The 23248-nt window shown below is 29.5% G+C and carries 20 protein-coding genes, 2 riboswitches and 1 other annotated feature; of the genes, 6 read left to right on the forward strand and 14 right to left on the reverse strand.

Features of this window, described 5'->3' with window-relative positions; translation table 11 throughout:
* Window positions 1-3 precede the first annotated feature (3 nt).
* On the reverse strand, window positions 4-1221 hold the full coding sequence (locus DY168_RS13655; RefSeq protein ID WP_115642228.1) for a tetratricopeptide repeat protein: 1218 nt from the start codon (window positions 1219-1221) through the stop codon (window positions 4-6).
* Between the two features lie 208 nt (window positions 1222-1429).
* On the opposite strand from DY168_RS13655, the gene DY168_RS15130 reads away from it, so the two are divergent.
* On the forward strand, window positions 1430-2749 hold the full coding sequence (locus DY168_RS15130; RefSeq protein WP_242984135.1) for a sensor histidine kinase: 1320 nt from the start codon (window positions 1430-1432) through the stop codon (window positions 2747-2749).
* A 178-nt stretch (window positions 2750-2927) separates the two neighbouring features.
* On the opposite strand, the gene DY168_RS13665 is transcribed toward DY168_RS15130, so the two are convergent.
* A complete protein-coding gene (locus DY168_RS13665; protein ID WP_115642229.1) occupies window positions 2928-4406 on the reverse strand; it encodes an NADP-dependent glyceraldehyde-3-phosphate dehydrogenase in 1479 nt (492 codons plus the stop codon).
* Between the two features lie 287 nt (window positions 4407-4693).
* Window positions 4694-4907, forward strand: a binding site (T-box leader).
* A 151-nt stretch (window positions 4908-5058) separates the two neighbouring features.
* On the opposite strand from DY168_RS13665, the gene proS reads away from it, so the two are divergent.
* Window positions 5059-6495, forward strand: a complete 1437-nt coding sequence (proS, locus tag DY168_RS13670) for a proline--tRNA ligase (protein WP_115642230.1) — start codon at window positions 5059-5061, stop codon at window positions 6493-6495.
* Between the two features lie 94 nt (window positions 6496-6589).
* Here the strand turns inward: proS and DY168_RS13675 are convergent, their stop codons facing one another.
* The 8 genes from DY168_RS13675 to DY168_RS13710 form a co-directional block, all read right to left on the reverse strand.
* Window positions 6590-6850 (reverse strand): pro-sigmaK processing inhibitor BofA family protein, encoded by a 261-nt coding sequence (locus tag DY168_RS13675; protein WP_423237237.1) that lies wholly within the window; start codon window positions 6848-6850, stop codon window positions 6590-6592.
* A gap of 214 nt (window positions 6851-7064) precedes the next feature.
* A complete protein-coding gene (locus DY168_RS13680) occupies window positions 7065-8786 on the reverse strand; it encodes a Na+/H+ antiporter NhaC family protein (RefSeq protein ID WP_115642511.1) in 1722 nt (573 codons plus the stop codon).
* A 146-nt stretch (window positions 8787-8932) separates the two neighbouring features.
* Window positions 8933-9109: riboswitch (Lysine riboswitch) on the reverse strand.
* A gap of 188 nt (window positions 9110-9297) precedes the next feature.
* Window positions 9298-9957, reverse strand: a complete 660-nt coding sequence (locus DY168_RS13685) for a hypothetical protein (protein ID WP_242984136.1) — start codon at window positions 9955-9957, stop codon at window positions 9298-9300.
* 135 nt (window positions 9958-10092) lie between these two features.
* Window positions 10093-10632 (reverse strand): histidine phosphatase family protein, encoded by a 540-nt coding sequence (locus DY168_RS13690; protein ID WP_115642232.1) that lies wholly within the window; start codon window positions 10630-10632, stop codon window positions 10093-10095.
* A gap of 61 nt (window positions 10633-10693) precedes the next feature.
* Window positions 10694-11143 (reverse strand): GNAT family N-acetyltransferase, encoded by a 450-nt coding sequence (locus tag DY168_RS13695; protein WP_115642233.1) that lies wholly within the window; start codon window positions 11141-11143, stop codon window positions 10694-10696.
* 226 nt (window positions 11144-11369) lie between these two features.
* Window positions 11370-12494 (reverse strand): sodium/glutamate symporter, encoded by a 1125-nt coding sequence (locus tag DY168_RS13700; protein ID WP_115642234.1) that lies wholly within the window; start codon window positions 12492-12494, stop codon window positions 11370-11372.
* A 19-nt stretch (window positions 12495-12513) separates the two neighbouring features.
* Entirely contained in the window at window positions 12514-12978 is a 465-nt protein-coding gene (locus tag DY168_RS13705) for a C-GCAxxG-C-C family protein (RefSeq protein WP_115642235.1), read from the reverse strand.
* A 153-nt stretch (window positions 12979-13131) separates the two neighbouring features.
* Window positions 13132-14445, reverse strand: coding sequence for an APC family permease (locus DY168_RS13710; protein ID WP_115642236.1), 1314 nt, complete (start codon window positions 14443-14445; stop codon window positions 13132-13134).
* Window positions 14446-14858: 413 nt separating this feature from the next.
* On the opposite strand from DY168_RS13710, the gene DY168_RS13715 reads away from it, so the two are divergent.
* Both DY168_RS13715 and DY168_RS13720 read left to right on the forward strand, forming a co-directional pair.
* Window positions 14859-15254 (forward strand): RDD family protein, encoded by a 396-nt coding sequence (locus tag DY168_RS13715; protein ID WP_115642237.1) that lies wholly within the window; start codon window positions 14859-14861, stop codon window positions 15252-15254.
* A gap of 79 nt (window positions 15255-15333) precedes the next feature.
* Window positions 15334-16983 (forward strand): DEAD/DEAH box helicase, encoded by a 1650-nt coding sequence (locus DY168_RS13720; protein ID WP_115642238.1) that lies wholly within the window; start codon window positions 15334-15336, stop codon window positions 16981-16983.
* Window positions 16984-17138: 155 nt separating this feature from the next.
* On the opposite strand, the gene add is transcribed toward DY168_RS13720, so the two are convergent.
* Entirely contained in the window at window positions 17139-18131 is a 993-nt protein-coding gene (gene add, locus DY168_RS13725) for an adenosine deaminase (protein ID WP_115642239.1), read from the reverse strand.
* Between the two features lie 61 nt (window positions 18132-18192).
* Window positions 18193-18292, reverse strand: a riboswitch (purine riboswitch).
* Between the two features lie 92 nt (window positions 18293-18384).
* On the reverse strand, window positions 18385-19560 hold the full coding sequence (locus DY168_RS13730) for a THUMP domain-containing class I SAM-dependent RNA methyltransferase (protein WP_115642240.1): 1176 nt from the start codon (window positions 19558-19560) through the stop codon (window positions 18385-18387).
* Between the two features lie 391 nt (window positions 19561-19951).
* Between DY168_RS13730 and DY168_RS13735 the strand changes: the two genes are divergently transcribed.
* Window positions 19952-20536: an MORN repeat-containing protein gene (locus tag DY168_RS13735; protein ID WP_479723538.1), complete on the forward strand. Its 585-nt coding sequence runs from the start codon at window positions 19952-19954 to the stop codon at window positions 20534-20536.
* A gap of 154 nt (window positions 20537-20690) precedes the next feature.
* Here the strand turns inward: DY168_RS13735 and DY168_RS13740 are convergent, their stop codons facing one another.
* Window positions 20691-20855, reverse strand: coding sequence for a zinc-ribbon domain-containing protein (locus DY168_RS13740; protein ID WP_104409487.1), 165 nt, complete (start codon window positions 20853-20855; stop codon window positions 20691-20693).
* Between the two features lie 364 nt (window positions 20856-21219).
* On the opposite strand from DY168_RS13740, the gene DY168_RS13745 reads away from it, so the two are divergent.
* Complete coding sequence (locus DY168_RS13745; protein ID WP_115642241.1) at window positions 21220-21774, forward strand: hypothetical protein; 555 nt, start codon at window positions 21220-21222, stop codon at window positions 21772-21774.
* 103 nt (window positions 21775-21877) lie between these two features.
* Here DY168_RS13745 and DY168_RS13750 read toward each other — a convergent pair whose 3' ends face one another.
* Window positions 21878-23140, reverse strand: coding sequence for a hypothetical protein (locus DY168_RS13750; RefSeq protein WP_115642242.1), 1263 nt, complete (start codon window positions 23138-23140; stop codon window positions 21878-21880).
* Window positions 23141-23248 lie beyond the last annotated feature (108 nt).

Consider the following 23248-nt stretch of genomic DNA (forward strand, 5'->3'; position numbering starts at 1 on the left):
TTATTATTTGTTTATCTCTTTTGACAAAGGGTAATATATTACTTGTTTTAAAATATTTGATGTGGGATTTTCGGAAAAAGAACCATCTAAAGATAACTTCTCAAATTGTTCAATTGCATTCTTAAAGTACGTTTCTGATTTTGCCTTATCACCCAAAGCTTTATATGATATACCAAGCTCGTAATATATATCTATTGTAGAATATTCTTTAGGTTCATCATGGAAATAATCATTATCATTTAATGCCCCTATATCCTTAATCTTATTTAATATGTCTATAGCCTGATTATATTCCCCTAAGCCATTTAGAGCCCTAGCCTTTAGTATCAAAAACTTGTAGTATCCTACTTGAATTGTAGGTTCTCCTTTTTTATCCTCTTTATGCTTAAATACTTCATTTAAAGATTCTAAAGCTTTAGTATATTGTTTTGACTTTATTTGAGACTCTACATAATAATACCAAATTAATTCATTATTCATTTCCTGAATTAATTCACCCTTATAATATTCAGCATTTTTTGTATAATAATCATAATAAAAGTCTTCTGCCCCATAAAACTTCTCACCATCAAAGCCTATAACATAACTACTATAATCTCTATTAGATTCATTAACCTGAGCTCCAAATACAAAGTGTTTATCTTCATCCTTATCTGGAGTGTTAATTATATCCATCCTATTCCATCTACCAATAGAAACCTCTTTAACATTGTCTCCTTTAAAATCGTATAAATAAAAATCAGTACCAGCATTACCGGAAATTAAATAACCTACTAAAAATCTTTTATCTTCCTTATTCTTAACAGTCAAGGTTTTCAATGTTGATATAGAGTTCCCCTCTACAGCCCTTTCATATATCTTTATCCATTCACCATCTTTTTCTTTTAGTACAAAAAAACCTTTTTTAAAATTAGAATCATCTTTAAAAAGCACTATGATCTCATTAGTTGAATCTCCATCCACATCTATAGATAATATATTCTTTTTACCAGAAGTCTTACTTTCTTCTAACAATTTGCCACCCTTTGGCATAAACCTTTGCACTAATATCCTTAATTTATCTATATCTACACTATCCCCTTCTTCAAATTCTTCATTTTTCGAAAGTTTTGGTGATCTTATCAGTGAGGATGGTACATCATAAAAATTACAACCTGAAAATATAAATATTAATGAGAACATAGCTAAAGCTCTAAACAACCTTTTACAATCATTTATCAAAAAATCACTTCCTATATTATAAATCTACTCATACAAATATAATACCATATTAGATTTAAAAATAGTTTATAAAAGTATTACATGTTTTATCTTTAATCTTTAGAGGATTTTGAAGTTATATATCGAATTAAACATTATGTAACTTATTTGTGATTTAAAGTTACGCAGGCTTTTTAATAATTTTATAAATGCTTTAAGGAGGATAAAGATGTTTTATACTTTCATTTCTGTGTTCTTTAATATATTTTTAATTACTTTTATTACCTATTTAATTTACGCTCTTAAAGATCTAAAATCTGCAAAAAAAAGTGAGCTTTATCTGAAAAGTATTTTAGAAGTTTTAGATGAAGATATAACATTAATTACTAGTGATGAAGATATTTATTATTATAATCATAAATCGCTAAGTACCCTTATTACACCAATCACTGCTAACTATAGACATTCTGATGATTCATATAAAGTTATAAACTTACAAGAACTTAAATCTAATTTAAGCAATAATGACCTAGTAAATCTTGATAAAGTTATATGTGGGTCCCTTGGTAGTTATGAATTCAAAGAAAATATTGATTCAGATGGAAATGTACGTAGGTTTAAGGCTTATCATATAAAAGATATAAATTGCACATTGATTATATGCAGTAACATCACGTCCTTACATAATCTTAAAAATACAATCCATGAAATGGAGCATAATTGTAAATTTAATTGTCCTAAACTAAAAGAGATTATTAAAAATGACAAATGTAAAACTGAATTTTTAGCTAATATATCTCATGAGTTGAGAACTCCAATAAACATAATCTTTAGTGCTGTGCAAATGGTTGCCCTAAAATCATCCTTATCTAATGATGATTTTATATCTTTTCATCGATATAATAAGATGATAAAGCAAAATTGCTATAGGTTACTACGGCTTATAGATAATCTAATAGATATAAGTAAAATAGATTCTGGTTTTTATAATATTTCTATTAAAGATCATGAGATAATAAAGATCGTTGAGGATATAACATTATCCGTTGCTAATTACATAGAAGATAAAAATATAGAACTTATATTTGATACAGAGTTAGAAGAAAAGATTATAGCCTGTGATCCTGATAAGATAGAGAGGATAGTTTTAAACCTTCTTACAAACGCAGTTAAGTTTACACCAGAAGGAGGCTCCATATTTGTGAACATCTACGATAGAGGTGATTACATTACTCTCTCCATAAAAGACACGGGAATAGGCATACCTGATGATAAAAAAGATATCATCTTTAAACGATTTTGTCATGCAGAAAAGTCTTCTCACCTTAACGCTTCAGGAAGTGGGATAGGACTTTCATTAACAAAGTCTTTAGTGGAGATGCATAAGGGCAGCATTCATGTATCAAGTTCCTATGGACATGGTTCAGAGTTTATGGTAAATCTTCCTTCTGTATTATCAAACAATTCAAATACGAAATCCACCTTTGAAAGCTCTAAAAAACAAAATATTGAACGAATAAACATAGAGTTTTCTGATATATATTCTTAAAATTAAATTAAGATTACATTGATATAAAGAAAACGTTGATGAATAATTGTATATAGACTTGATTAAAGGTTACCTTTTAATATGAATATTTTACTTATAAACTAAAAAGAAATGTCTCTTTATATAAAAATAAAAAGACATTTCTAAATATATACAAGTATACATTACTTTACATTTATCATTCTACATTATTAAGATTAAAAACTACCGCCTTTGGTCTAGACATAGCTTCTATAGAGTATCTAATTCCTTGAATACCCATACCTGAGGACTTAACTCCAAGGAATGGGAAATGATCTGGCCCTCTTTCAGGTTTATTATTTATTTGTACTGTTCCAACTTCTAATTTATTTGCTATATAAAAGGCCTTATCTATATCTTTTGTAAATACAGAGCTTTGTAATCCATAATCAGATTCATTTGCTATATTTATAGCTTCATCTATGGACTTAATTCTTATTATAGGAAGTATAGGTCCAAAAGGTTCTTCCCATGCAAGCCTCATATCTAATGTTACGTTATCATATAAGGTTGGATATACTAAATTTCCGTCTCTCTTTCCTCCAACTAAAAGCTTAGCCCCTTTTTTATCTGCATCCTCCATAAGGCCCATAACAAAATCTGCCGAAGCTTTATTTATAAGCGGTGTTATTATTACCGCTTCTTCTCTTGGATCACCTGACTTTAATTTGCTTATTTTATCTTTTAACTTTTCTACTAGCATATCTGCCACAGATTGCATAACTAATACCCTCTTAACAGCAGTACACCGCTGTCCTGAATATGAGTAAGCTCCTGAAACTATATTATCTACCGTTATATCTAGGTCTGCGTCCTCAAGTACAATTGCTGCATCTTTACCTCCTAATTCTAAAAGCAAAGGCTTCATTGTAGTTATCCTTGATATATGCTGTCCAACCTCTGTACTCCCTGTAAAGTTTATGAAATCAACTTCTTTATGAGTTACAGAGTAATCTCCTATTTCACTTCCTCTTCCTGTAATTGTATTTAATACCCCCTTAGGAAGTCCTGCCATATTAAACACTTCTGCAAGGTATAATGCTGATATAGCTCCTTGTGTTGGTGGTTTTAATACCACAGAATTACCCGCCATAAGTGCAGGAGCTATCTTAGATGCAGATAAGTTTACTGGATAATTAAATGGAGATATAGCAAGAACTACTCCTAGAGGTACTCTTGTAACAACTGAAATCTTATTTCTCTTTGTTCCAGGAAAACTATCTCCTGGAATTGTTTCCCCTTCTAAATTTTTAGCTGCATCTGCAGTAAATCTTATATAATCTGCACTTCTTTGTATTTCAGATATGGAACTCTTTCTATCTTTTGCAATTTCCATTGTAAGTATTTCTGCAAGTTCCTCTGCCTTTTCATATAAAATATCTGCTGCCCTATTTAATATATCCGACCTTCTGTTGACAGGAATCTCTTGCCACAGAACCTGAGCTTCTTTTGAATTCATGATAGCTTTATCTACCTCATCTTTATTCATTGACTGTATTTTGCCAATAAGACTATTATCTATAGGAGAAAAAATCTCAGTATATTTACCCGACTTACTTTCTTTCCAATATCCATCATAAAGATTCTTGTATGTTTTATTTTCATCTTTTAAATTTTTAAATGTATCTTTCGTCATATTATCATGACTCCTTCATCTTTTGATTTAATCTATATACTTTGCTTATACACATATATCTTTTTGAAATTAGTTTTTCACCACCTCTAATAATTATTCAAGTTTAACTATATTACCTTTTATAATGATAGAAATCTAATACTAGCCTTGCACAATTATATTTCGATAAATGTTTAGTAGTCATTATTATATAGTATTCTTTCTCACTATGCAACAAATCTTTATATTGACTTTTTTCAACTTATAACTTAATATTTTAATTAAATGATTATAATATTTTAACTAAATATATGGCTATGATAAGGATAAGTAAAAATATTCACTTCTTCACAGAAAAGAAACTTAAGATGAAAGGTTTCTAAGAACATATTTTGAACCAACCTTAGAGCTCTGTACCGAATTTTAGTAGGCTACAGCGGAATTCTTCCGTTATAATAAAGAGAGAGTATACCTTTTAATGGTGTACTAATTAGGGTGGTAACGCCGACCATGGTCCCTTCATTATATGAATAGGATCTTTTTTTGTTGTTATAGATATATTTAGAAGTTAAAACATATTAGGTAAGGCATTAAAACGCCTTTATTTCATTAACTTAAATATCTATTAAATTAATATTGCTTATTAACTAAATCAATTATTGGAGGTAAATATATGAGTAAAAATAAAAAATTCGTAGAATCCATAACTCCTATGTCAGAAGACTTTGCTAAATGGTATACAGACATAGTAAAAAAGGCTGAACTAACGGACTATTCAACTGTTAAAGGGTGCATGATAATAAGGCCTTATGGCTATGCAATTTGGGAAAACATACAAAAAGAACTTGATGCTAAATTTAAAGCTACAGGTCACGAAAATGTATACATGCCACTATTTATACCTGAAAGTTTACTTGAAAAAGAAAAAGATCACGTTGAAGGATTTGCTCCTGAAGTGGCTTGGGTTACCCATGGTGGTGAAGAAAAGTTAGCTGAAAGATTATGTGTACGTCCTACTTCAGAAACATTATTTTGTGAGCACTACTCAAAGATAATTCAATCTTATAACGACTTACCAAAACTATATAACCAGTGGTGTTCTGTAGTTAGATGGGAAAAAACAACTCGTCCATTTTTAAGAACTACTGAGTTCTTATGGCAAGAAGGCCACACTGCCCATGCCACACAAAAAGATGCTGAAGAAGAGACTATAAAGATGTTGAATGTATATGCAGACTTTTGTGAAAATGTTCTTGCAATGCCTGTAATTAAAGGTCAAAAAACAGAAAAGGAAAAGTTTGCAGGCGCTACATCTACCTATACTATAGAAAGTTTAATGCATGATGGTAAAGCACTTCAAAATGGTACTTCACACAACTTTGGAGATAACTTTGCAAAGGCTTTTAATATACAATATACAGATAAAAATGGTACTCTCCAATATGTTCACCAAACCTCTTGGGGTGTTACTACAAGACTTATAGGATCTATAATAATGGTTCATGGAGATGATAGTGGACTTGTGCTACCTCCAAAGATAGCTCCAATTCAAGTTGTTATAGTACCTATTGCTCAGCACAAAGAAGGGGTCCTAGACAAAGCTCACGAATTAAAGGATAGAATTTCTAAGGTTGCTTCAGTAAAGCTTGATGATTCAGATAAGATGGCAGGATGGAAGTTCAATGAATATGAGATGAAAGGAATTCCTGTTCGTTTAGAAGTTGGACCAAAAGACATTGAAAATAACCAAGTAGTACTAGTAAGAAGAGATACTCGTGAAAAACTAGTAGTATCAATAGATGAATTAGAAGTTAAACTAGAAGAGTTATTAGAAGATATACAAAAGTCTCTTTTTGAAAAAGCAAAAACCTTGAGAGATGAAAAGACTTATTCAGCTACAACTATGGAAGAATTTAAAGAAATAGCTGATACTAAACCTGGATTTATAAAATCTATGTGGTGTGGAGAAACATCTTGCGAAGAAAAGATCAAAGAAATAGCAGGAACTTCCTCAAGATGTATGCCTTTTAATCAAGAAAACTTATCTGATAAATGTGTATGTTGTGGTAAAGATGCTACTCATTTAGTATATTGGGGAAAAGCTTATTAATACTAGATTATCATAACTTTAAAAGCTCGGTATATCCTATTTAAGATATATACCGAGCTTTTATAAAAGTAAGTCATTTAAAATTATTTTATCCCTATAAAAAGTTTTTGAATATAACTAAGAATATTACCCCAGGAACACCAAAGAACCCTGCTATTAATGCTGTTACTGCATTAATGCCTACAGTTACTCCAAAGTATCCGCCAATGAAATTAACTAATAGTAAGGTCAATGCTCCAAATACACCATTAATAATTAATTTAAATAATATCTTTAAAGGCCAGGAAAATAACTTAACTATTATAAATAATAATATTAAAGCTACAATGAACGCAATTACACTTTCAATCACCATAATTTCTCCTTAATCATTATAAGGAGCTCACCGCCTTTCAACTAAGTTGCTTTTAATCATTTCTTATCATATTATATTATAATTAAAAGTTAATATGATACTTCTAACTATATAATACCATATTTATAATATAGCATAAACAAATTTCTAAACCTAAACTAGTATTTTACTAGCTCTAAGTTTAAAAACCTGCCTATACTAAATCTTATATTTCTTATTTAGATTCTTTAACTTCTACGGGTTTTCCTATTAAATATACAAGCACCCCTAATATGATTACATCTACAGGTAAAACTATATAAACTGGAACATTTAACCCTACAGGTATATATCCAAATATAACTGCAAACATTGCTACAAACATAGCATACCATATTTGTGTTTTAGTATGATCTAGGTGGTCGCACCCTGACCCCATAGATGAGAGTATAGTTGTATCTGAAATTGGAGAGCAGTGATCTCCAAATATTGCACCTGTAAGTACTGCTCCTATGCTCATAATAACAAACTTTGGATCTGATGACATTGAACTTGCTAGTGGAATTGTAAGTGGCATTAATATACCCATGGTTCCATAAGCAGTTCCTGTAGCAAAGGATATTATCGATCCTAAAAGGAATATAATGGTAGGTAATAAAAACTGTGGTATAGTATCTGATAATAATGATACTAAATATTTTGCTGTACCAAGTTCCTTTATAACGCTACTTAATGACCAAGCTAATAATAAGATAACTCCAGTTATAATAAGTGACTTCATTCCGCCCACCCATATATCTATGGCCTCACCTATTTTAAATATCTTTTTAAAAATACCCATTAATATAGCTACCATAGATGCAAGTAAGGCTGCTTGGAATATAACTATAGATGCATCTGCATTTCCAAAGGCACTTTGTATAGCCCTTATCGAAAGTGGTGATGAAGTTACAATAGATTGTGCTACAACATCTCCTCCTGCCATTATTGTTATATATCCATTATAATAAAAACCTGCAAAGGCTCCTACAATAAGAGTTCCTATAGGAATTATGGCATTCCATATACTAAGCTTTATACCTTCTTTTGGTTCCATCTCATCCGCATTTTCTACCAACATAGGACTTGCTGTATCACTCATAACCTTACCTGTTGTCCTAGCCCTTCTTTCAGCCTTAAGCATAGGCCCAAATTCCCTTAAAAATATAGCAGTAAATAATGTAAATAAAAGTATAAATATATTATAAAATCTATAAGGTATTGTAGATATAAACATTCCAAAAGCATCAACTTCTTGGCCTATTGCTAGGTATCCATCTTTTATTAAACTTAGTTCATATCCAATCCAAGTAGATATAAGTGCAAGCCCTGCAATAGGGGCTGCTGTGGCATCAATTATAAACGATAATTTCTCTCTTGACACCTTCATACTATCTGTTACTGGCTTCATTATAGGTCCAACTATTAATGAATTTGCATAATCGTCAAAAAACACAAGTAAACCTAAGAACCAAGTTATAACCTGAGCACTTATTGGTCCTTTAGCCCTTTTAGCAAGAGCTTTTGCAACTGCCTTTGTTCCACCCATCTTTGTTATAAGCGCTATAAGACCGCCTATGGTTAGGCATTGTAATATTATGCCTGCATTCCATGGATTAGCCAAAGAGTTAAGTACATATTTTACTAAGTCTAAAAATGAATAGAATAAAGCCATAAATATATTAACTCCATTTAAATTGAGTAAAAAGCACCCTACTAAAACCCCTAAGAATAAAGATATTACAACATTCTTAGTTATAAACGCCAATACTATTGCCACCACTGGTGGAAGCAAGGTAAGCACACCTAGCCTTATGGAATTCATATCCGCAGTTTCAGACACATCCGCCGCTAAAACCACTGTAGATAACATACAAATAAACATAACTGTCATTAACAAAATTGTTCTTTTTTTTATTTTCATGATAAACCCTCCCCGCTTTTTATGTGAATACTTGGAAGGTAGATTCAATAAATATCAATGCTAGAACCTAAAAAAGGCCCTAGAGTATTCATACTCCAGGACCCATAATAACAAAACGTTAAATTAAAACAAAGGTTCCGTTGCATGATAGCTCTCCACAAATTAAAATTTGCGACAATTAAACATATATTTTATGTAAAACCAGAAATAGAACATTAAAGCATTAGTTCTACCCTTCGGCGATAACTCCTTTTACCTTACATCATAGTGCTTAACTTAGTAAAGTTACTCTTAGATACCGCGCCTCTATCACAACCATATTCACTTTATACACATTTATACACTATGTTAAAGTGCTTGTCAATGTAAATTTTTGTGTCCTTTAAATCATTTTATGATACTTTAAATAATAAACATATAATTAAAAGCTTATTTTTAAGCTTAAAGTCATCTTAATTATAATTACATATACACCTTAAATTATTATTATTTATAGTGTCTACTATTACTCCTTTTCAGAGGACTTATTTAAATTCTCTACAAAGCACAAATGATCCAGCCTTTTTAAAACCTTTTTATAACCTTCTTTTATATGCTTGTTGTTATAAAGCTCTTCATAGCTTATCTTTTCTATATCCACTTTTAAAATACTCTTAAAGTCTTCTCCATACAGTTTAACTAAAACAGACTTATATCCCTCACATATTTTATTAAAGTTACAGCTATCTTCACATGTACTACAATTTAATATATCAAAATTTAACTTTTCAATTATTCCATAAAGTTGATATATGTAACTTAATTCTTTAAGTGAATACTTGTCACTTAAAGAAGATACAACGCAGGAATAATCTTTATTTATAGGTATTGGATATTGTCTTTCTATACACCCTTTATTATCTCTTAAAAATCTTATACTTTGAAAGATAGTTGTGCATATGTCGAGCCTTATCATATTTGCATTTTCACAAAGCTTTTGTTTCTTGTATATTTCCTCATATTTTATATTTTCTTTCATAATCCTATACTGTTCTTCTATACTCTTTTTTGTATTTTTACTGCTTATAACCCAGCTACAAAATGCACCTATAAGTGTACCTAATATGATAGCTAAAGCAGATATAACTGTTCCTACTAAATGATCTGGTATTGTAATTAAACTCAAAAGCCTCACTCCTTGAATAAGTACTACTTATATTTATACCCAAAAAGTAAGGTTTTTATAAAACCTTTTATATAAACCTCATTTATTCATAGATATTTACTATGACATGTAGATTATCTTATCACTCATTTAATATTAATTTTTATATGAATATAACTTACCATTTTCTGCTTTTAAGAACTTATCTCCTTCAAAGCCACGTCTTTCAAGTTCTTTTCTGATTGAATACATTATAGCAGCATGACTTACTATAAGTATATTATCTTCCTCTTTAGCATTTTCTATTATTTCATCTAAAATATCTTTAACTCTAATCTTAGTAAGGTTTCTTATCTCTGGTTGAGATGGATGATTTCTAATCCAAGACACTCTTCCTATGACATCCCAAAGATAATAATGTAGTGGTAACCTTGTATTAAACCTTGACAGAGTTTGAATTTCACGAAGAGACTCTGTTACAATTATATCTCCTTTATATATACTTTTAGCTGTGAATATAGCCCTTGAAAGATTACTACAATAACATTTATTCCATCTTACCTCACCTAATTCTACTTCTTTTTCAAACACCTCTGAAATGTTATATCTATTTGCATACTCATTATATTCTGTTGAATTCATATATTTTTTATGTTCTATATTAACTTTAAAGTGCCTTACTAGTCCTATCCTCAATCTTATCCCCCCAATGTTTGTGTTAAAATTATATCTTTATAGCTATACTGCTATTTAAATCTTATATCTTTGTATTATATATCATTTCTATGTGTGGTATATTATCCTCTAAATATTCATCTGAAACTTCTTTAAATCCTAGTGATTCATATAGTCCTTTTGCGTAAACCTGAGAAGATAATCTAATCGAATCTTCTTTTAAAGATACTTGAATAAATTCTATAGCGTTTTTCATAAGTTCAAATGCAAGTCTTTTTCTTCTATATGGTTTTTTAATAATAACCCTACCTATAGAAACTTCTTCATAGGATAATCCTTTTTTAAGGATTCTTGCATAAGCTATAATCTCTTTTCCTTCTTTATAATAAACATGATAACAAAACTTATCCTTACCATCACAATCCTCATAGGCGCAGTTTTGTTCAACAATAAATACTTCATTTCTTAAAGAAAGGATATCATACAATTCATCTAAGGAAAGTTCATTAAACTCTTTTATAAATACTTGCATATTTTCACCTACCACCTAAAATTAATGTACTACATGTTATTATTGTAACCTTAATTATATCATATGAAGACAAATTAAATATGTAATCCATGATATTCTTTAATATCTAAAGGTTCTAAATTTATCATATAAAAATAGAGATAGGCTTTACCCTATCCCTATTTTTTCATAAATTATTGTGTTTTTATTATCTACATAATAGGTAATTATAAAATTTAATGATGTTTTATAAAAACAACTTTATAATGCACATATTAAATATATTAATTATCCAAGCACCTACTGGTGGTACAACGAATAAAACTATTGGAAGTGCCCCTTCTCTTTCAGTTAAGCATTGCAAATTACTCATTGTACTTGCTGGCATTCCTACACTGAACCCTATTAATCCCGTTGCAACGTAAGATGCTAGCGGATTCTTTTTATACAATTTAAATACCAAGTAATAACTTAGTGCTATTAACCAAGCTAATTGTATAATCATAAGAACTAAATTATATAAGCTTACTTTAAATATCATTGTTATATCAAACATAGAAAATGTAGTTATAAGTAGCATGGATAAACAAAAATTACCTATAAGATTTACATTAGGTGCTTTAACCTCATAGACCTTTGAATCGTCAAAAATCCATCTTAGTATTAACCCTAATATAAAACCTCCTCCTGCTGGATTTATATATTTACTAAATCCATATTGAGTTGGCAACAATGAAATGGCTATCCCCACCACAAAGATTAAAATATATTGCAAAAATTCTTGAGGTGTAAAACTCGGTGCTGGTATACTTAAATTTTTGGACAAGTCTACCTTATTTTTTAACTTCTTAAAAAATAACCCACCTACTATAGAACCTATGTATAAAGTTAGTATAGAAAGGGATGTAAGTGACTGCATTACTGGTTTACCGCCTTCTAGGAAACTAGGTACAAGTCCCCCTAATGTGTGATCACCCATAAGTCCTAATGAGCCTGATATAATTATGTCATAGGATGATTTTCCAAGACCCTTTCCTATTCCAAGGCTTACTACGTTTTGCATTAAAGCTACCATTATAACTAAAAACAAAAATAATAACTGTAACTTTAAATTTTTCTTAAATGTAGCAAAGTCTATTCTAAGACCTATAGATAAGAAAAATCCTGCTACAAATATAGGAAGTGCAGAGAAGTCTAATTTTAAGGTAACATAATTCTTTGCAATAGCTAAAACTATGGAAAATAGCAGTCCTCCTATCACTGGTGCCGGCACGTAACTATCTCTTAAAACCTTTACACCTTTTTGGAGAGTATATCCTATAACTAGGAATATTATAAGTAATGATAATGTTTGAATTATATTAAGCTCCATAACTAAAATTCCGCCCTACTTAATTATTTTCATCTTTATTTAATTTATCATCTTCATATAACTTTTCTGCTATATATGCGGCTACTTCCCCAGTAATCTTTATGCAATGAGATTTTCTTTCTGGTGATGAAAATTCAAAGTTTCTTGTCATTACTCTGCAACAAGTACTCTTATATATCCCCTTTATATGATCATGCAAATCTGCTGACACTGGAAACATCTTTTCTTGCATAGCTTCTCCATGCTCTCTTCCATAAACCATACCTAATGCCATTACACCTCCACTTACTGCTCCACAGACACACCCTGATTTACCAATACCTACTGGAAATCCTGAAGCTAATTTTGTAACATTCTCATCGTAAGGCTTGTCTAACATATCATTAATAGTTTTAACTACAGCTTCTGAACAAAAGAATTCCCCTCTTTCAAAATATCCCTCTGCAGTGTGTCTTACTTCCTCAATAAACTGATCCTTTTCCATATAAATACCTCCTAAATATATTTTCCGACCTTAAATGTATCATTGAGCAAATTGCTTGTCCAATAGTTAATGTAAATATTAATAGTAAGAACTATTAATATTTCAAATACTTAGTTCTTACTATTAACTTATTATATAAACTTGTAATTAACTCTAATTATGTTTTTTTACATAAAAATAGACCGGTAAACCTAAAATGGTTATAACCGTCCCATATAATGCATATATCGGATTAGTTATCATAGTGCTTATTATTATATATGTACTTCCTATTATTCCAACCAAAGGTATAAATGGATATAAGGGAACTCTATAAGTCCTTTCTAAGTCTTTAAAATTCTTTCTAAGCAAAAATATCCCTGCTACAGCCATAGTGAAAAATATCCAAAGTACGAACATTACTAGATCTGTTAACATGTCAAATGAACCAGACAAAACATATAAACAAGCTAAAAACATTTCAAACATAAATGAATTAGCAGGAGTTCCAAACTTATCATTCACCTTTCCAAAAAACTTATTATAAGGAAGTAACTTCTCTTCTGCCATAGCAAACGGTACCCTAACACCTGTCATAATATAACCATTTAAAGCTCCTAAAATTGAGAGTAAAATACCTGCTGATATAAATTTTGCACCTATTCCACCAAATAATACTATAGCAGCATCTGAAGCAGGCTTATCTGAAGATATTATAGCTTCCACTGATATTATCTTTACAAGTGCTAAATTTATAAGGACATAAATAACTATAGTTATCAAAAGCCCTGATATAATTGATTTTGGCAAATCCCTTTTAGGATTCTTTAATTCACCCGCCATATTAGTAACACTCATCCATCCATCATAAGCCCATAGAGTTCCTAAAATGGCTGCTCCGAAGCCTGTTACTGTACCTCCACTGAAGTTGTTTATTACAATTCCCTTTGATGTTCCTCTAGTAAATCCTAGTAAGATTATTACTAATATAGGTAATAACTTAGCTACGGTTATTATTCCTTGTATCTTACTTCCAAGTTTTGTAGATATCACATTAAGTAATGCTAAAAATAGTAATAATCCTATAGCTACAAGCTTTTGCTCTTTTGATGTAAGTGGTATAAACGCTGTAACTTGAGTTGCTAAAACAATAGCCAATGCAGCTATTGATCCAGGTACATAAACTAATGTCTGAACCCATCCAAATAAAAAGGCCCACTTTTCACCATATAAGACTTTAAGATATATGAATAGTCCCCCTGTCTTTGGTATTGCTGATGCAATTTCAGCTACAGTAAGTGCTGAAGCCAAAGCTATAATTCCTCCTACTATCCAAGCCATAATAGCTAATATTGGAGACCCTGCATTTCTAAATACTATAGATGGCTTGAAAAATATTCCTGATCCTATTACCATTCCAATAACTATTGCCATAGCATCAAATAATCCAAGGCTTTTTTTTAAAGTGTTATTATCTTGTTTTTCCATCAACTTCTTCCTTTCTTTATACATATATAAATAATATATTAGCTTACTATTCATATTTCATATAAGAGAAGTGCTATATACCATATAGAATCTTAGCACTTTCATTTTATTATTATATATAATAAATATAATTATTCAAACAAAAAAGAATGGTACAATTAACACATATACCATTCTTAATATAAATAGATTATATTCTCACTAAATATATTTATAAAATAATCATTTTAAGATTTAAAAATTTAATTATCTAATTTAAGTTGATTAATAACTATCTTTTTAGTTATAATAGAAATGATTATTTAAATTATCGCTTTCTGAAGACTCTGTATTATCTTGTATTTTATCATAATATAACCTTTAGCACTATGATTTTCAACGAAAATAGTTACATGGGGGGGGCTAATACTTAAATGAAATTAGAAATTATAAATAGAGTAGGGTCATCAATTGTAGATTTACTTATATCTGTTGCTATGCCTTTAGTTATTTTTAAAAATATTGGATTCAATATAAATATATCTTATTTATATTGTGGAGTATTATATATAACACTTTTAGTTTTATTGCCTATAATAACTAAAGGCTACACTATTGGAAAGTATTTGTTTAACCTTAAAATCTACTCAAAGGATTCAACTAGTGTATCACCCATTCAGATATTATATAGAGAAGTAGCTAAGCTAATGTATACAATACCCTTACTTGGTTTAATATTAGTACTTTTCTCTTTTTACTTAATAAATACCACCCCAAATAACCAAGGCATTCATGATACTTTTGCAAATACTAAAGTAATAAAATTATAACATTAACAACTTTATAAATATTCCTTGCAAAAGTTGGCATACTATATTATAATTAGTTGTTATGTTTGGAGGAGAAATAATGGAAAATTTAAAATTTAATGATTTAACACTTAATAAAAATGTACTTAAATCCATCGAAGGTATGGGATTTGAAGAACCATCTAAAATTCAACAAGAGGTAATACCTGTTATCTTAGAAGGTTTTGATGTTATCGGTCAGGCTCAAACAGGTACAGGTAAAACTTTAGCTTTTGGAGCACCTATAATAAGCAATCTTAACAGATCTTCAAATAAAATTCATGGTATAATACTTACACCTACAAGAGAGCTTGCTATACAAGTTAGCGATGAACTAGTAAGGATTGGTAAGGATTCTAATTTAAAGATGCTACCAGTATATGGCGGTCAATCTATAGATAGACAAATTCAAGCTATAAGAAGAAACCCAGACATCATAGTAGGAACTCCAGGAAGAGTTCTAGACCTTTTAAGAAGAAAGGTCTTAGACTTAAAGTTTATTGACTTCCTTGTACTTGATGAAGCTGATGAAATGCTGAATATGGGATTTGTTGAGGACATAGAACTTATAATTCAATCTTCAAATGAAGAAAGACAAACACTTCTATTCTCTGCAACAATGCCTAATACCATAAAGAAAATTGCACAAAGATACATGAAAAAAGATACTAAACATATTTCTATACTAAAGAATCAAATGACAGTATCAACTGTAGAGCAGTTTTATTATGAAGTAAAGCACAATGAGCGATTTGAAAGCTTATGTAGAATCCTTGATGTAGAAGGACCTGAAAGTTGCCTAATTTTTTGTAAGACTAAAAAAGGTGTAGATGAAGTAGTAGAATCTATGCAATCTAGAGGATATAGCGTTGAAGGAATGCATGGAGATATGAATCAAAACCAAAGATTAAACACTTTAAGAAAGTTCAAAGATGACAGTATAGATTTCTTAGTAGCTACAGACGTTGCTGCTAGAGGTATTGATGTTACTAATATAACTCACGTTATAAACTATGACCTACCTCAAGATACAGAATCTTACGTTCATAGAATCGGAAGAACTGGTAGAGCAAACAAAAAAGGTGTAGCTTATACTTTAGTAAGTCCTAGAGAGTATAAAACTTTAAAACAAATAGAGAGTGCTACAAAAGGCAAGATTAAAAGAAAACCAATACCAACAATAGATGATATATTCACTGCAAAGTATGCAAGTATTATAAAAAAGGTTAAAGAAACTTTAGAAAACAAAGAGTACAGCAAGTTTGTACCTATTGTAACAGAGCTAGACGAAGAGTATGACTTAATTGATGTTAGCGCTGCTTTAATGACTATGATCTACGGAAAAGAAATAAGTTATAATTCTAATGAAAATAATGATATTGCATCAAGTAACAACAATAGTTACAGCAATAGTTATAGCAATAATAGCAATAGTTACAACAACAGACGTAGTAATAGTAATAATGGCGATGTTTCAAGATTATTCTTAAGCATAGGTCACTTAGATAAAGTAAAACCTAAATCTCTAGTAGACTTTTTAACTGATAATTCAAATGCAGATAGAAACTCTATTGGAAACATAGATATACTTGATAAATTTACATTTATAGATGTAAAATCTGATGCTGTAGACAGTATATTAAACAATTGTTCAGGTAAAAGTCTTGAAGGCAGAAGAGTAAACATTGAAATAGCTAAAAGTTCAAAATAAGCTATTCAAAAACAATAAATATAAAAATAGCTAGAACTTTTAAGTAAGCTATTGTAAAAGTAAATTAAAAGAGCTTAACTCAAAAAACATAATATTGAAATTAAAATTTCAATTGAGAAGCTCTTTTTTACGTTACTTTTAAACTAACAACATCTTTACATATATCCTCTTAACCTTTCTTTTGTAGCTTCATTAGCAAAGCATACATCTATCCCATTATAATAAATCTTCTTATAATCATCCTTACTCATATCAAATTCTTTTAGTGCTAAGGAAATCTCCTTACTCATATCTGTATTAGAAACAGTTCTATTATCTGTATTTAACGTAACCTTAATTCCATCCTTATGAAAATCATACATAGGGTGGCTTTTTATTGTACTCACAGCCTTTGTTTGTACGTTGCTACTCATGCAGATTTCTAGAGCAACTCCTCTATCTTTAACCATATCATATGACTTTTTGCAATCATCTATATTTACTCCATGTCCTATTCTTTCAGCTCCTAAAAGTTCAATTGATTCTAATACATTTTCTCCAATTCCAGTCTCACCCGCGTGAATAGTAATTCTATATCCATAATTTTTAGCTAAAGTCATAGGTTCAATAAATTCTCTTGCAAAGCCTTTTCTTTCGGCACCGCAAAGATCTACAGCTACTACTCCTTTATTTAAATATTCTTTACCAACTTCTAAAACTTCAAAAATACTACTAGGTGACACAGTTTTCAAAAATGATAATATTAAATTACCTCTAATATCATATTTCATCTCTGCCTCTTTGATGCCACTTAATACACTTTCTATAATGGCTTTAACATCAAGATTTCCCCTAGTATGGAGTAAAGGAGCAAATCTTATTTCCATATACTTAACATTTTCTTTTGCCGCATCCTCTAGTAATTCATAAGTTATTCTTTTAAGACTATACTCACTTTGCATTATATTTATGGGCAATGAGAACTTCTCTAAATACTCATCAAGAGAAGCACATTCCATAGGAGCTATCATGAGCTTTGTTATTTCCTTTATATCATAACTTGGAATATTAATTTTCTCTCTTTTAGCTATGTCAATTATAGTCTGTGGTCTAACACTTCCATCTAGGTGACAGTGAAGTTCTATTTTCGGTAAATCACTTAAATTCATACACTTTTCCTCCATTTTAAATTATTAATACATAAAAAAATCCTGATTACAAAGAAGATATACAAAAGTATACCTTCTTCGTAATCAGGAATTATTGGTTCCTGGTAGATACCCCTAAACCATATCATTAGGGTTATACGAAACTTAATTATATTATTATTAAAACTTATCTTTTAATAATAATATCATATTTAAATAGGCTGTCAACATTATTAATTATTTAAATATCATTAACCTTATAATTTATTAGATGTTATTTCCAAATATCTTCGCTTTTAGATTCTTTATCTTCTTGTCTTTTTTCCTTTTTTGGCTCTTCACTAAAATATTGATAGTAGTAACAAAGTAGTCTTCCATTATATAACTTTCTATTTTTATGAGCCTTTTCACCAAAAAGTTTTTGAAATCCTAAATGTGATGTTATTGCAAAAAATGACCATTCATTTAAACTTTTATATACAACTCCCATATCTTCATATAAAGCTTCTACTTCACTAGCTTCTCCAAGTCTTTCGCCATAAGGGGGATTTGTTATTATAAATCCATACTTTTTCTTGCTACTAAAATCTTTTATATCTAGCTTTTGAAATACTACATTTTCTCCTACTCCTGCCTTTTCAGCATTTTCCTTTGCTGTCTTAAGCACACTACCATTGATATCTGATGCTAATATCTTAAATTCTTTATCATTTATAGCTTCATTTGCATACTTTCTTATATCTTCCCAAAGGTCTTTAGGTATTATCTCCCACTGTTCGGATACAAAGCTTCTATTAATACCTGGCGCTATATTTCTTCCTATCATAGCAGCCTCTATTGCTATAGTTCCTGATCCACAAAGAGGATCTGCTAAGGTCCTTGAAGGTTCCCATTTGCTTAAGAGTACCATAGCAGCAGCTAATGTTTCCTTGAGCGGTGCATCACCTGCAAGTCCTCTGTACCCTCTTTTATGAAGTCCAGGACCTGTAGTATCAACTGTAAGAGTTACTATATCTTTTAATATAGCTACCTCTATTTTATATTCAGCTCCATCTTCAGAAAATAGATCTCTTCTATATTTTCTTTTCATAGATTCTACAACTGCCTTTTTCACTATAGATTGACAATCTGGTACACTATGAAGTTTTGATTTTATAGATTTACCTACTATATGCATAAATCCTGTTATAGGTATTAAATCTCCCCACTCTACAGCTAATGTTCCTTGAAATAAATCTTCAAAACTTTCTGCCTTAAATTCAGCCATTCTTATTAAGACTCTATCCGCTGTTCTAAGCCACATATTACATGTTACAATATCCATTTCGTCGCCTTTAAACATGACCTTGCCATTTTCTATAGTTAAATCTTCATATCCTAAAGCCTTAAGCTCATTTGCTACAACCTTTTCTAATCCAAAGGTAGATGTTGCTATTATCGTATATTCCATGTTTTTCTCCCCTACAAGTAAATTTTATATTTATATATTTATTCTATCATTTATAATAGGTTTTCACTAATATTTTATTTCATTCATACGCTTAAAAATAAAAATAAAGAGGAGGGTAATAATATTAATTCCAAAGTATGTCTTTGTTTATCAATATTATTTTAATATTTTATTTGTATATTATCAATGCTTATTATTTCATAATAAAAATAATCCTTATATAAATTATGATATAATAAAGTTAGAACTATGATATAAAAGAATTCTTAACTTATTTTAATCTAATTATATATTATTAAGCTTTTAACTCTTTATAATCCGAAACAAATTGTTAACTCTTGGATAACTCAAAGGTTACAATATAGACTTTTACTAACAATTACAAAGGATGGTGTTTAAAATTAAAATTAAAAACATAGGAAATACTAATTTCAATAAAATTAAACTAAAAGGTGATATCTTAAACAAAATGAAGATAGATAATAATAAAAAGGCTATTCCTGCCCACGTTCATGGCGGAACTTATCTAGGGGAAAAAAAGAATGGTAAAATGCATGGTGATGGAACTTATATTTATAAAGATGGAAGTAAATATATAGGTCAATGGCAGGATGATAAGATGGACGGTGACGGAACTCACATATGGTCTAATGGAGAAAAATATATAGGCCAATGGAAAAATGATGAAAAACATGGGTATGGTATATATACTTGGCCAGATGGGGAAGTATATATAGGTGAGTGGGACAATGGAGAAAAGTCAGGTGCTGGCAACTACACTTGGTACGATGGAGACTCATATACAGGAAGCTGGGAACATGACTTAAGACACGGATATGGTATCCACACCTGGGCTGATGGTAACAAATATATTGGTAACTTTGAAAATGATTTAAAACATGGTGCTGGCATGTATGTTTATGCAGATGGAAGCACAGAAACTGGAACCTTTAAAGATGATAGAATACAAGAATAATTAATTATTCTAAAAGACGGAAGATATTTAAATATATCTTCCGTTTTTATTATTTATAATGTTTTGTAAGAATTCCTTTAACGAAATGCATAAGTATTGGTATATAAAAAAGAGTATAGAAATTGCTTTCTATACTCTTATCATTCTGTTTAAACTATCTTTGGAATCCTCTGTTGTTTTGTTGCTTTCTAGCTCTTCTACAATCAGGGCATCTTTGTGGTTCGTTTTCGAAACCTTTTTCTTTGTAAAATTCTTGCTCTCCCTCAGTGAAAACAAATTCTTTACCACAGTCTTTACATATTAAATTCTTATCTGCCATTTAAACATTTCTCCTTTTTATTTATATTAAGATTTAAAAACTGATTTACTTTATATGCCTAAAAAGGTAATGTTTAAATCATATTAAATCTCCGTCGCTTTTTTCATTCCTGCGACTATTTAAATATAACATACATTTTTTAAATAAGCAACCATTTTTTAATATTTTTAAATATTATTTTTTATTACTAAATAATTTTATATGTTATAATTAACTATCTTTATTATAACATAGAATAGTATTTATAGGAAGATTTTTTTTATTAATATCTTAACCTATTTTAATATACCTATTCTAGGTTTCTTAAGATAACAATACATCACTGATCTTTATCAATTACTTAGGGGGTTGGAATTATATTATTATGAATGATAAATATATTTATTTAGTGTTTTCAAAAACAGGAACCTGGCTTTCTAAAATCATTAATATAATAACTAAAATAAAATATGCTCATTCCTCAATTAGTTTTGACAAATCCTTTACTACTATGTACTCCTTTGGCAGGCTTAATCCTGATAATCCATTTTTAGGAGGGTTTGTTGAAGAAAACTTGCATGAAGGTGTGTATAAAAAATTTATCGACAGTGAATGTTTAATATACAAAGTTAAGGTATCAGAAATTGAGTTTAATTCTATGAAAAAAGAAGTAAATAGATTTTTAGATGAAAAGTACAAATATAAGTATAATTTTATAGGCTTATTCGCTATATTAGCTAATATTCCCATAAAGAGAAAAACTCATTACTTTTGTTCTGAATTTGTTTCTGAAATCTTAATTAATTGTAATCTGTATGAATCTAATAAAATTCCATCACTGATAAAAACAAATGACTTATTAGAAATACGTAATAAGGAAATTATCTATGAGGGATACATCAATAATTACTATGTATCCGAAGGATTGTCTATTTTCTAATAACCTTTTAAGATTGTACAGGTAGTTGTAACTCACTTATCTTTAGAATTAAATAAGTAAAGTTAACAATTACTTGTACCAATTTAATATGCCCTTATACATGTTAATCTGTCTGTACCTTATTCTTATTATAATTAAATACCTCTTGATTTTGTAATAATGTAATTTTTAAAAACAGTATTATCTTTTTACTTATACACTTAAATGTATCTATGTCTTTTAATACATCTTCTGATGCCTTATTATACTGTTTATTATTAACTTCTATTATTCTACTGCTCTTTAGGTTGCAAAATACAATTTCACTAAAATGGTCTAAGTCTTCATTGCATCTCTCATATGTACTCTTATCATTAATATCTTCTATTAATGATTCTATATTGAATAGATATGAATTGTTATTAAGTATAGGCTTTGTAACAAAAGAAACTTCTGTTGAACATTTAAATGGAATATTTAAACTGACCTTTTTTATTTCTCCATTTACAGAGTCCTTATCAGAATAATTTACAGTAGAATATTCTATCTCCTCCTCTACAACTCCTTTTATAAATAACTTATTCGTACCCGTAACTAGTTGACATCTTTTTAATACTACCTTTTTATCTAAAGACATTATTTTCAATATAGGTTCTTTGAACTCTTCAGTAGCCACTATAAAAATTGGCACTTCTATTTCAGATAATACAACAGGAATCTTAACAACTGCATCCTTTAATAAAAAACCTGATTTAATATCTTCACTTTTGCAGCATCTTAATACTGTAGTATTTTCAACTGTAGTTTTAGATTTACAGGTTATCGTACTTTCACTATTTTTATATTTATCTTCATTCATATACACATTTTCTTTTATATCTTTAATATTTTCTTTCAACTTTTCAGTTGTGTGTTCTTGTATATCATAATTATTCGCAATAGTATCTTTTAATTCATCATCTATTTTCTCCTCTGGTGGATTTACATCAACCACATTATCTTTTGGAAAATCAACAACTTCTTTTAGGTTACCTTCTACAAGATTAACTTTTTCTTCTACTATAATCATAACTTCTTGCTTTTTATCATCTTCCATCTCATCATCTTTGGTGTTAGTACCTACAGAATCTAATGTTGTATCTTTAGAAGGCTTTTCTCTATTCCTTAATCGGTTATCATATAACTTCTTTCTTTTTGTTTGTAAATCCTTATTTATAATACTATCACTTTGCTTTAACTTTTCACTTAATAGCTTTAATATAATAATAATAATAATAAGTTCCTTTTCTGTTATTATATTTGAATTTTTATGTTCTAAAGTTTGATTTACACCTAGATTTCTAGCGTCTACATCTTTATACTTTCTGCGTATTTCTCTTTTTCCCATATAATAATCTCCTTATTATTGATAATTACAATATATGAAATAGGTCCACCATCGTTCCCCTTTCAATTTGAAAATGAGTGGAAAGACCTCAAAAAGAATCTTCCCACT

Origin of the sequence: Clostridium putrefaciens (assembly GCF_900461105.1) — a bacterium.
Lineage (GTDB): Bacteria > Bacillota > Clostridia > Clostridiales > Clostridiaceae > Clostridium_L > Clostridium_L putrefaciens.

Bases quoted from the DNA above. Each gene is read 5' to 3' on its own strand.
- DY168_RS15130 (WP_242984135.1), top strand. From the start codon at position 1,430: ATGTTTTATACTTTCATTTCTGTGTTCTTTAATATATTTTTAATTACT.
- DY168_RS13665 (WP_115642229.1), bottom strand. From the start codon at position 4,406: ATGACGAAAGATACATTTAAAAATTTAAAAGATGAAAATAAAACATAC.
- proS (WP_115642230.1), top strand. From the start codon at position 5,059: ATGAGTAAAAATAAAAAATTCGTAGAATCCATAACTCCTATGTCAGAA.
- DY168_RS13675 (WP_423237237.1), bottom strand. From the start codon at position 6,850: ATGGTGATTGAAAGTGTAATTGCGTTCATTGTAGCTTTAATATTATTA.
- DY168_RS13695 (WP_115642233.1), bottom strand. From the start codon at position 11,143: ATGCAAGTATTTATAAAAGAGTTTAATGAACTTTCCTTAGATGAATTG.
- DY168_RS13700 (WP_115642234.1), bottom strand. From the start codon at position 12,494: ATGGAGCTTAATATAATTCAAACATTATCATTACTTATAATATTCCTA.
- DY168_RS13705 (WP_115642235.1), bottom strand. From the start codon at position 12,978: ATGGAAAAGGATCAGTTTATTGAGGAAGTAAGACACACTGCAGAGGGA.
- DY168_RS13710 (WP_115642236.1), bottom strand. From the start codon at position 14,445: ATGGAAAAACAAGATAATAACACTTTAAAAAAAAGCCTTGGATTATTT.
- DY168_RS13715 (WP_115642237.1), top strand. From the start codon at position 14,859: ATGAAATTAGAAATTATAAATAGAGTAGGGTCATCAATTGTAGATTTA.
- DY168_RS13720 (WP_115642238.1), top strand. From the start codon at position 15,334: ATGGAAAATTTAAAATTTAATGATTTAACACTTAATAAAAATGTACTT.
- add (WP_115642239.1), bottom strand. From the start codon at position 18,131: ATGAATTTAAGTGATTTACCGAAAATAGAACTTCACTGTCACCTAGAT.
- DY168_RS13730 (WP_115642240.1), bottom strand. From the start codon at position 19,560: ATGGAATATACGATAATAGCAACATCTACCTTTGGATTAGAAAAGGTT.
- DY168_RS13740 (WP_104409487.1), bottom strand. From the start codon at position 20,855: ATGGCAGATAAGAATTTAATATGTAAAGACTGTGGTAAAGAATTTGTT.
- DY168_RS13745 (WP_115642241.1), top strand. From the start codon at position 21,220: ATGAATGATAAATATATTTATTTAGTGTTTTCAAAAACAGGAACCTGG.
- DY168_RS13750 (WP_115642242.1), bottom strand. From the start codon at position 23,140: ATGGGAAAAAGAGAAATACGCAGAAAGTATAAAGATGTAGACGCTAGA.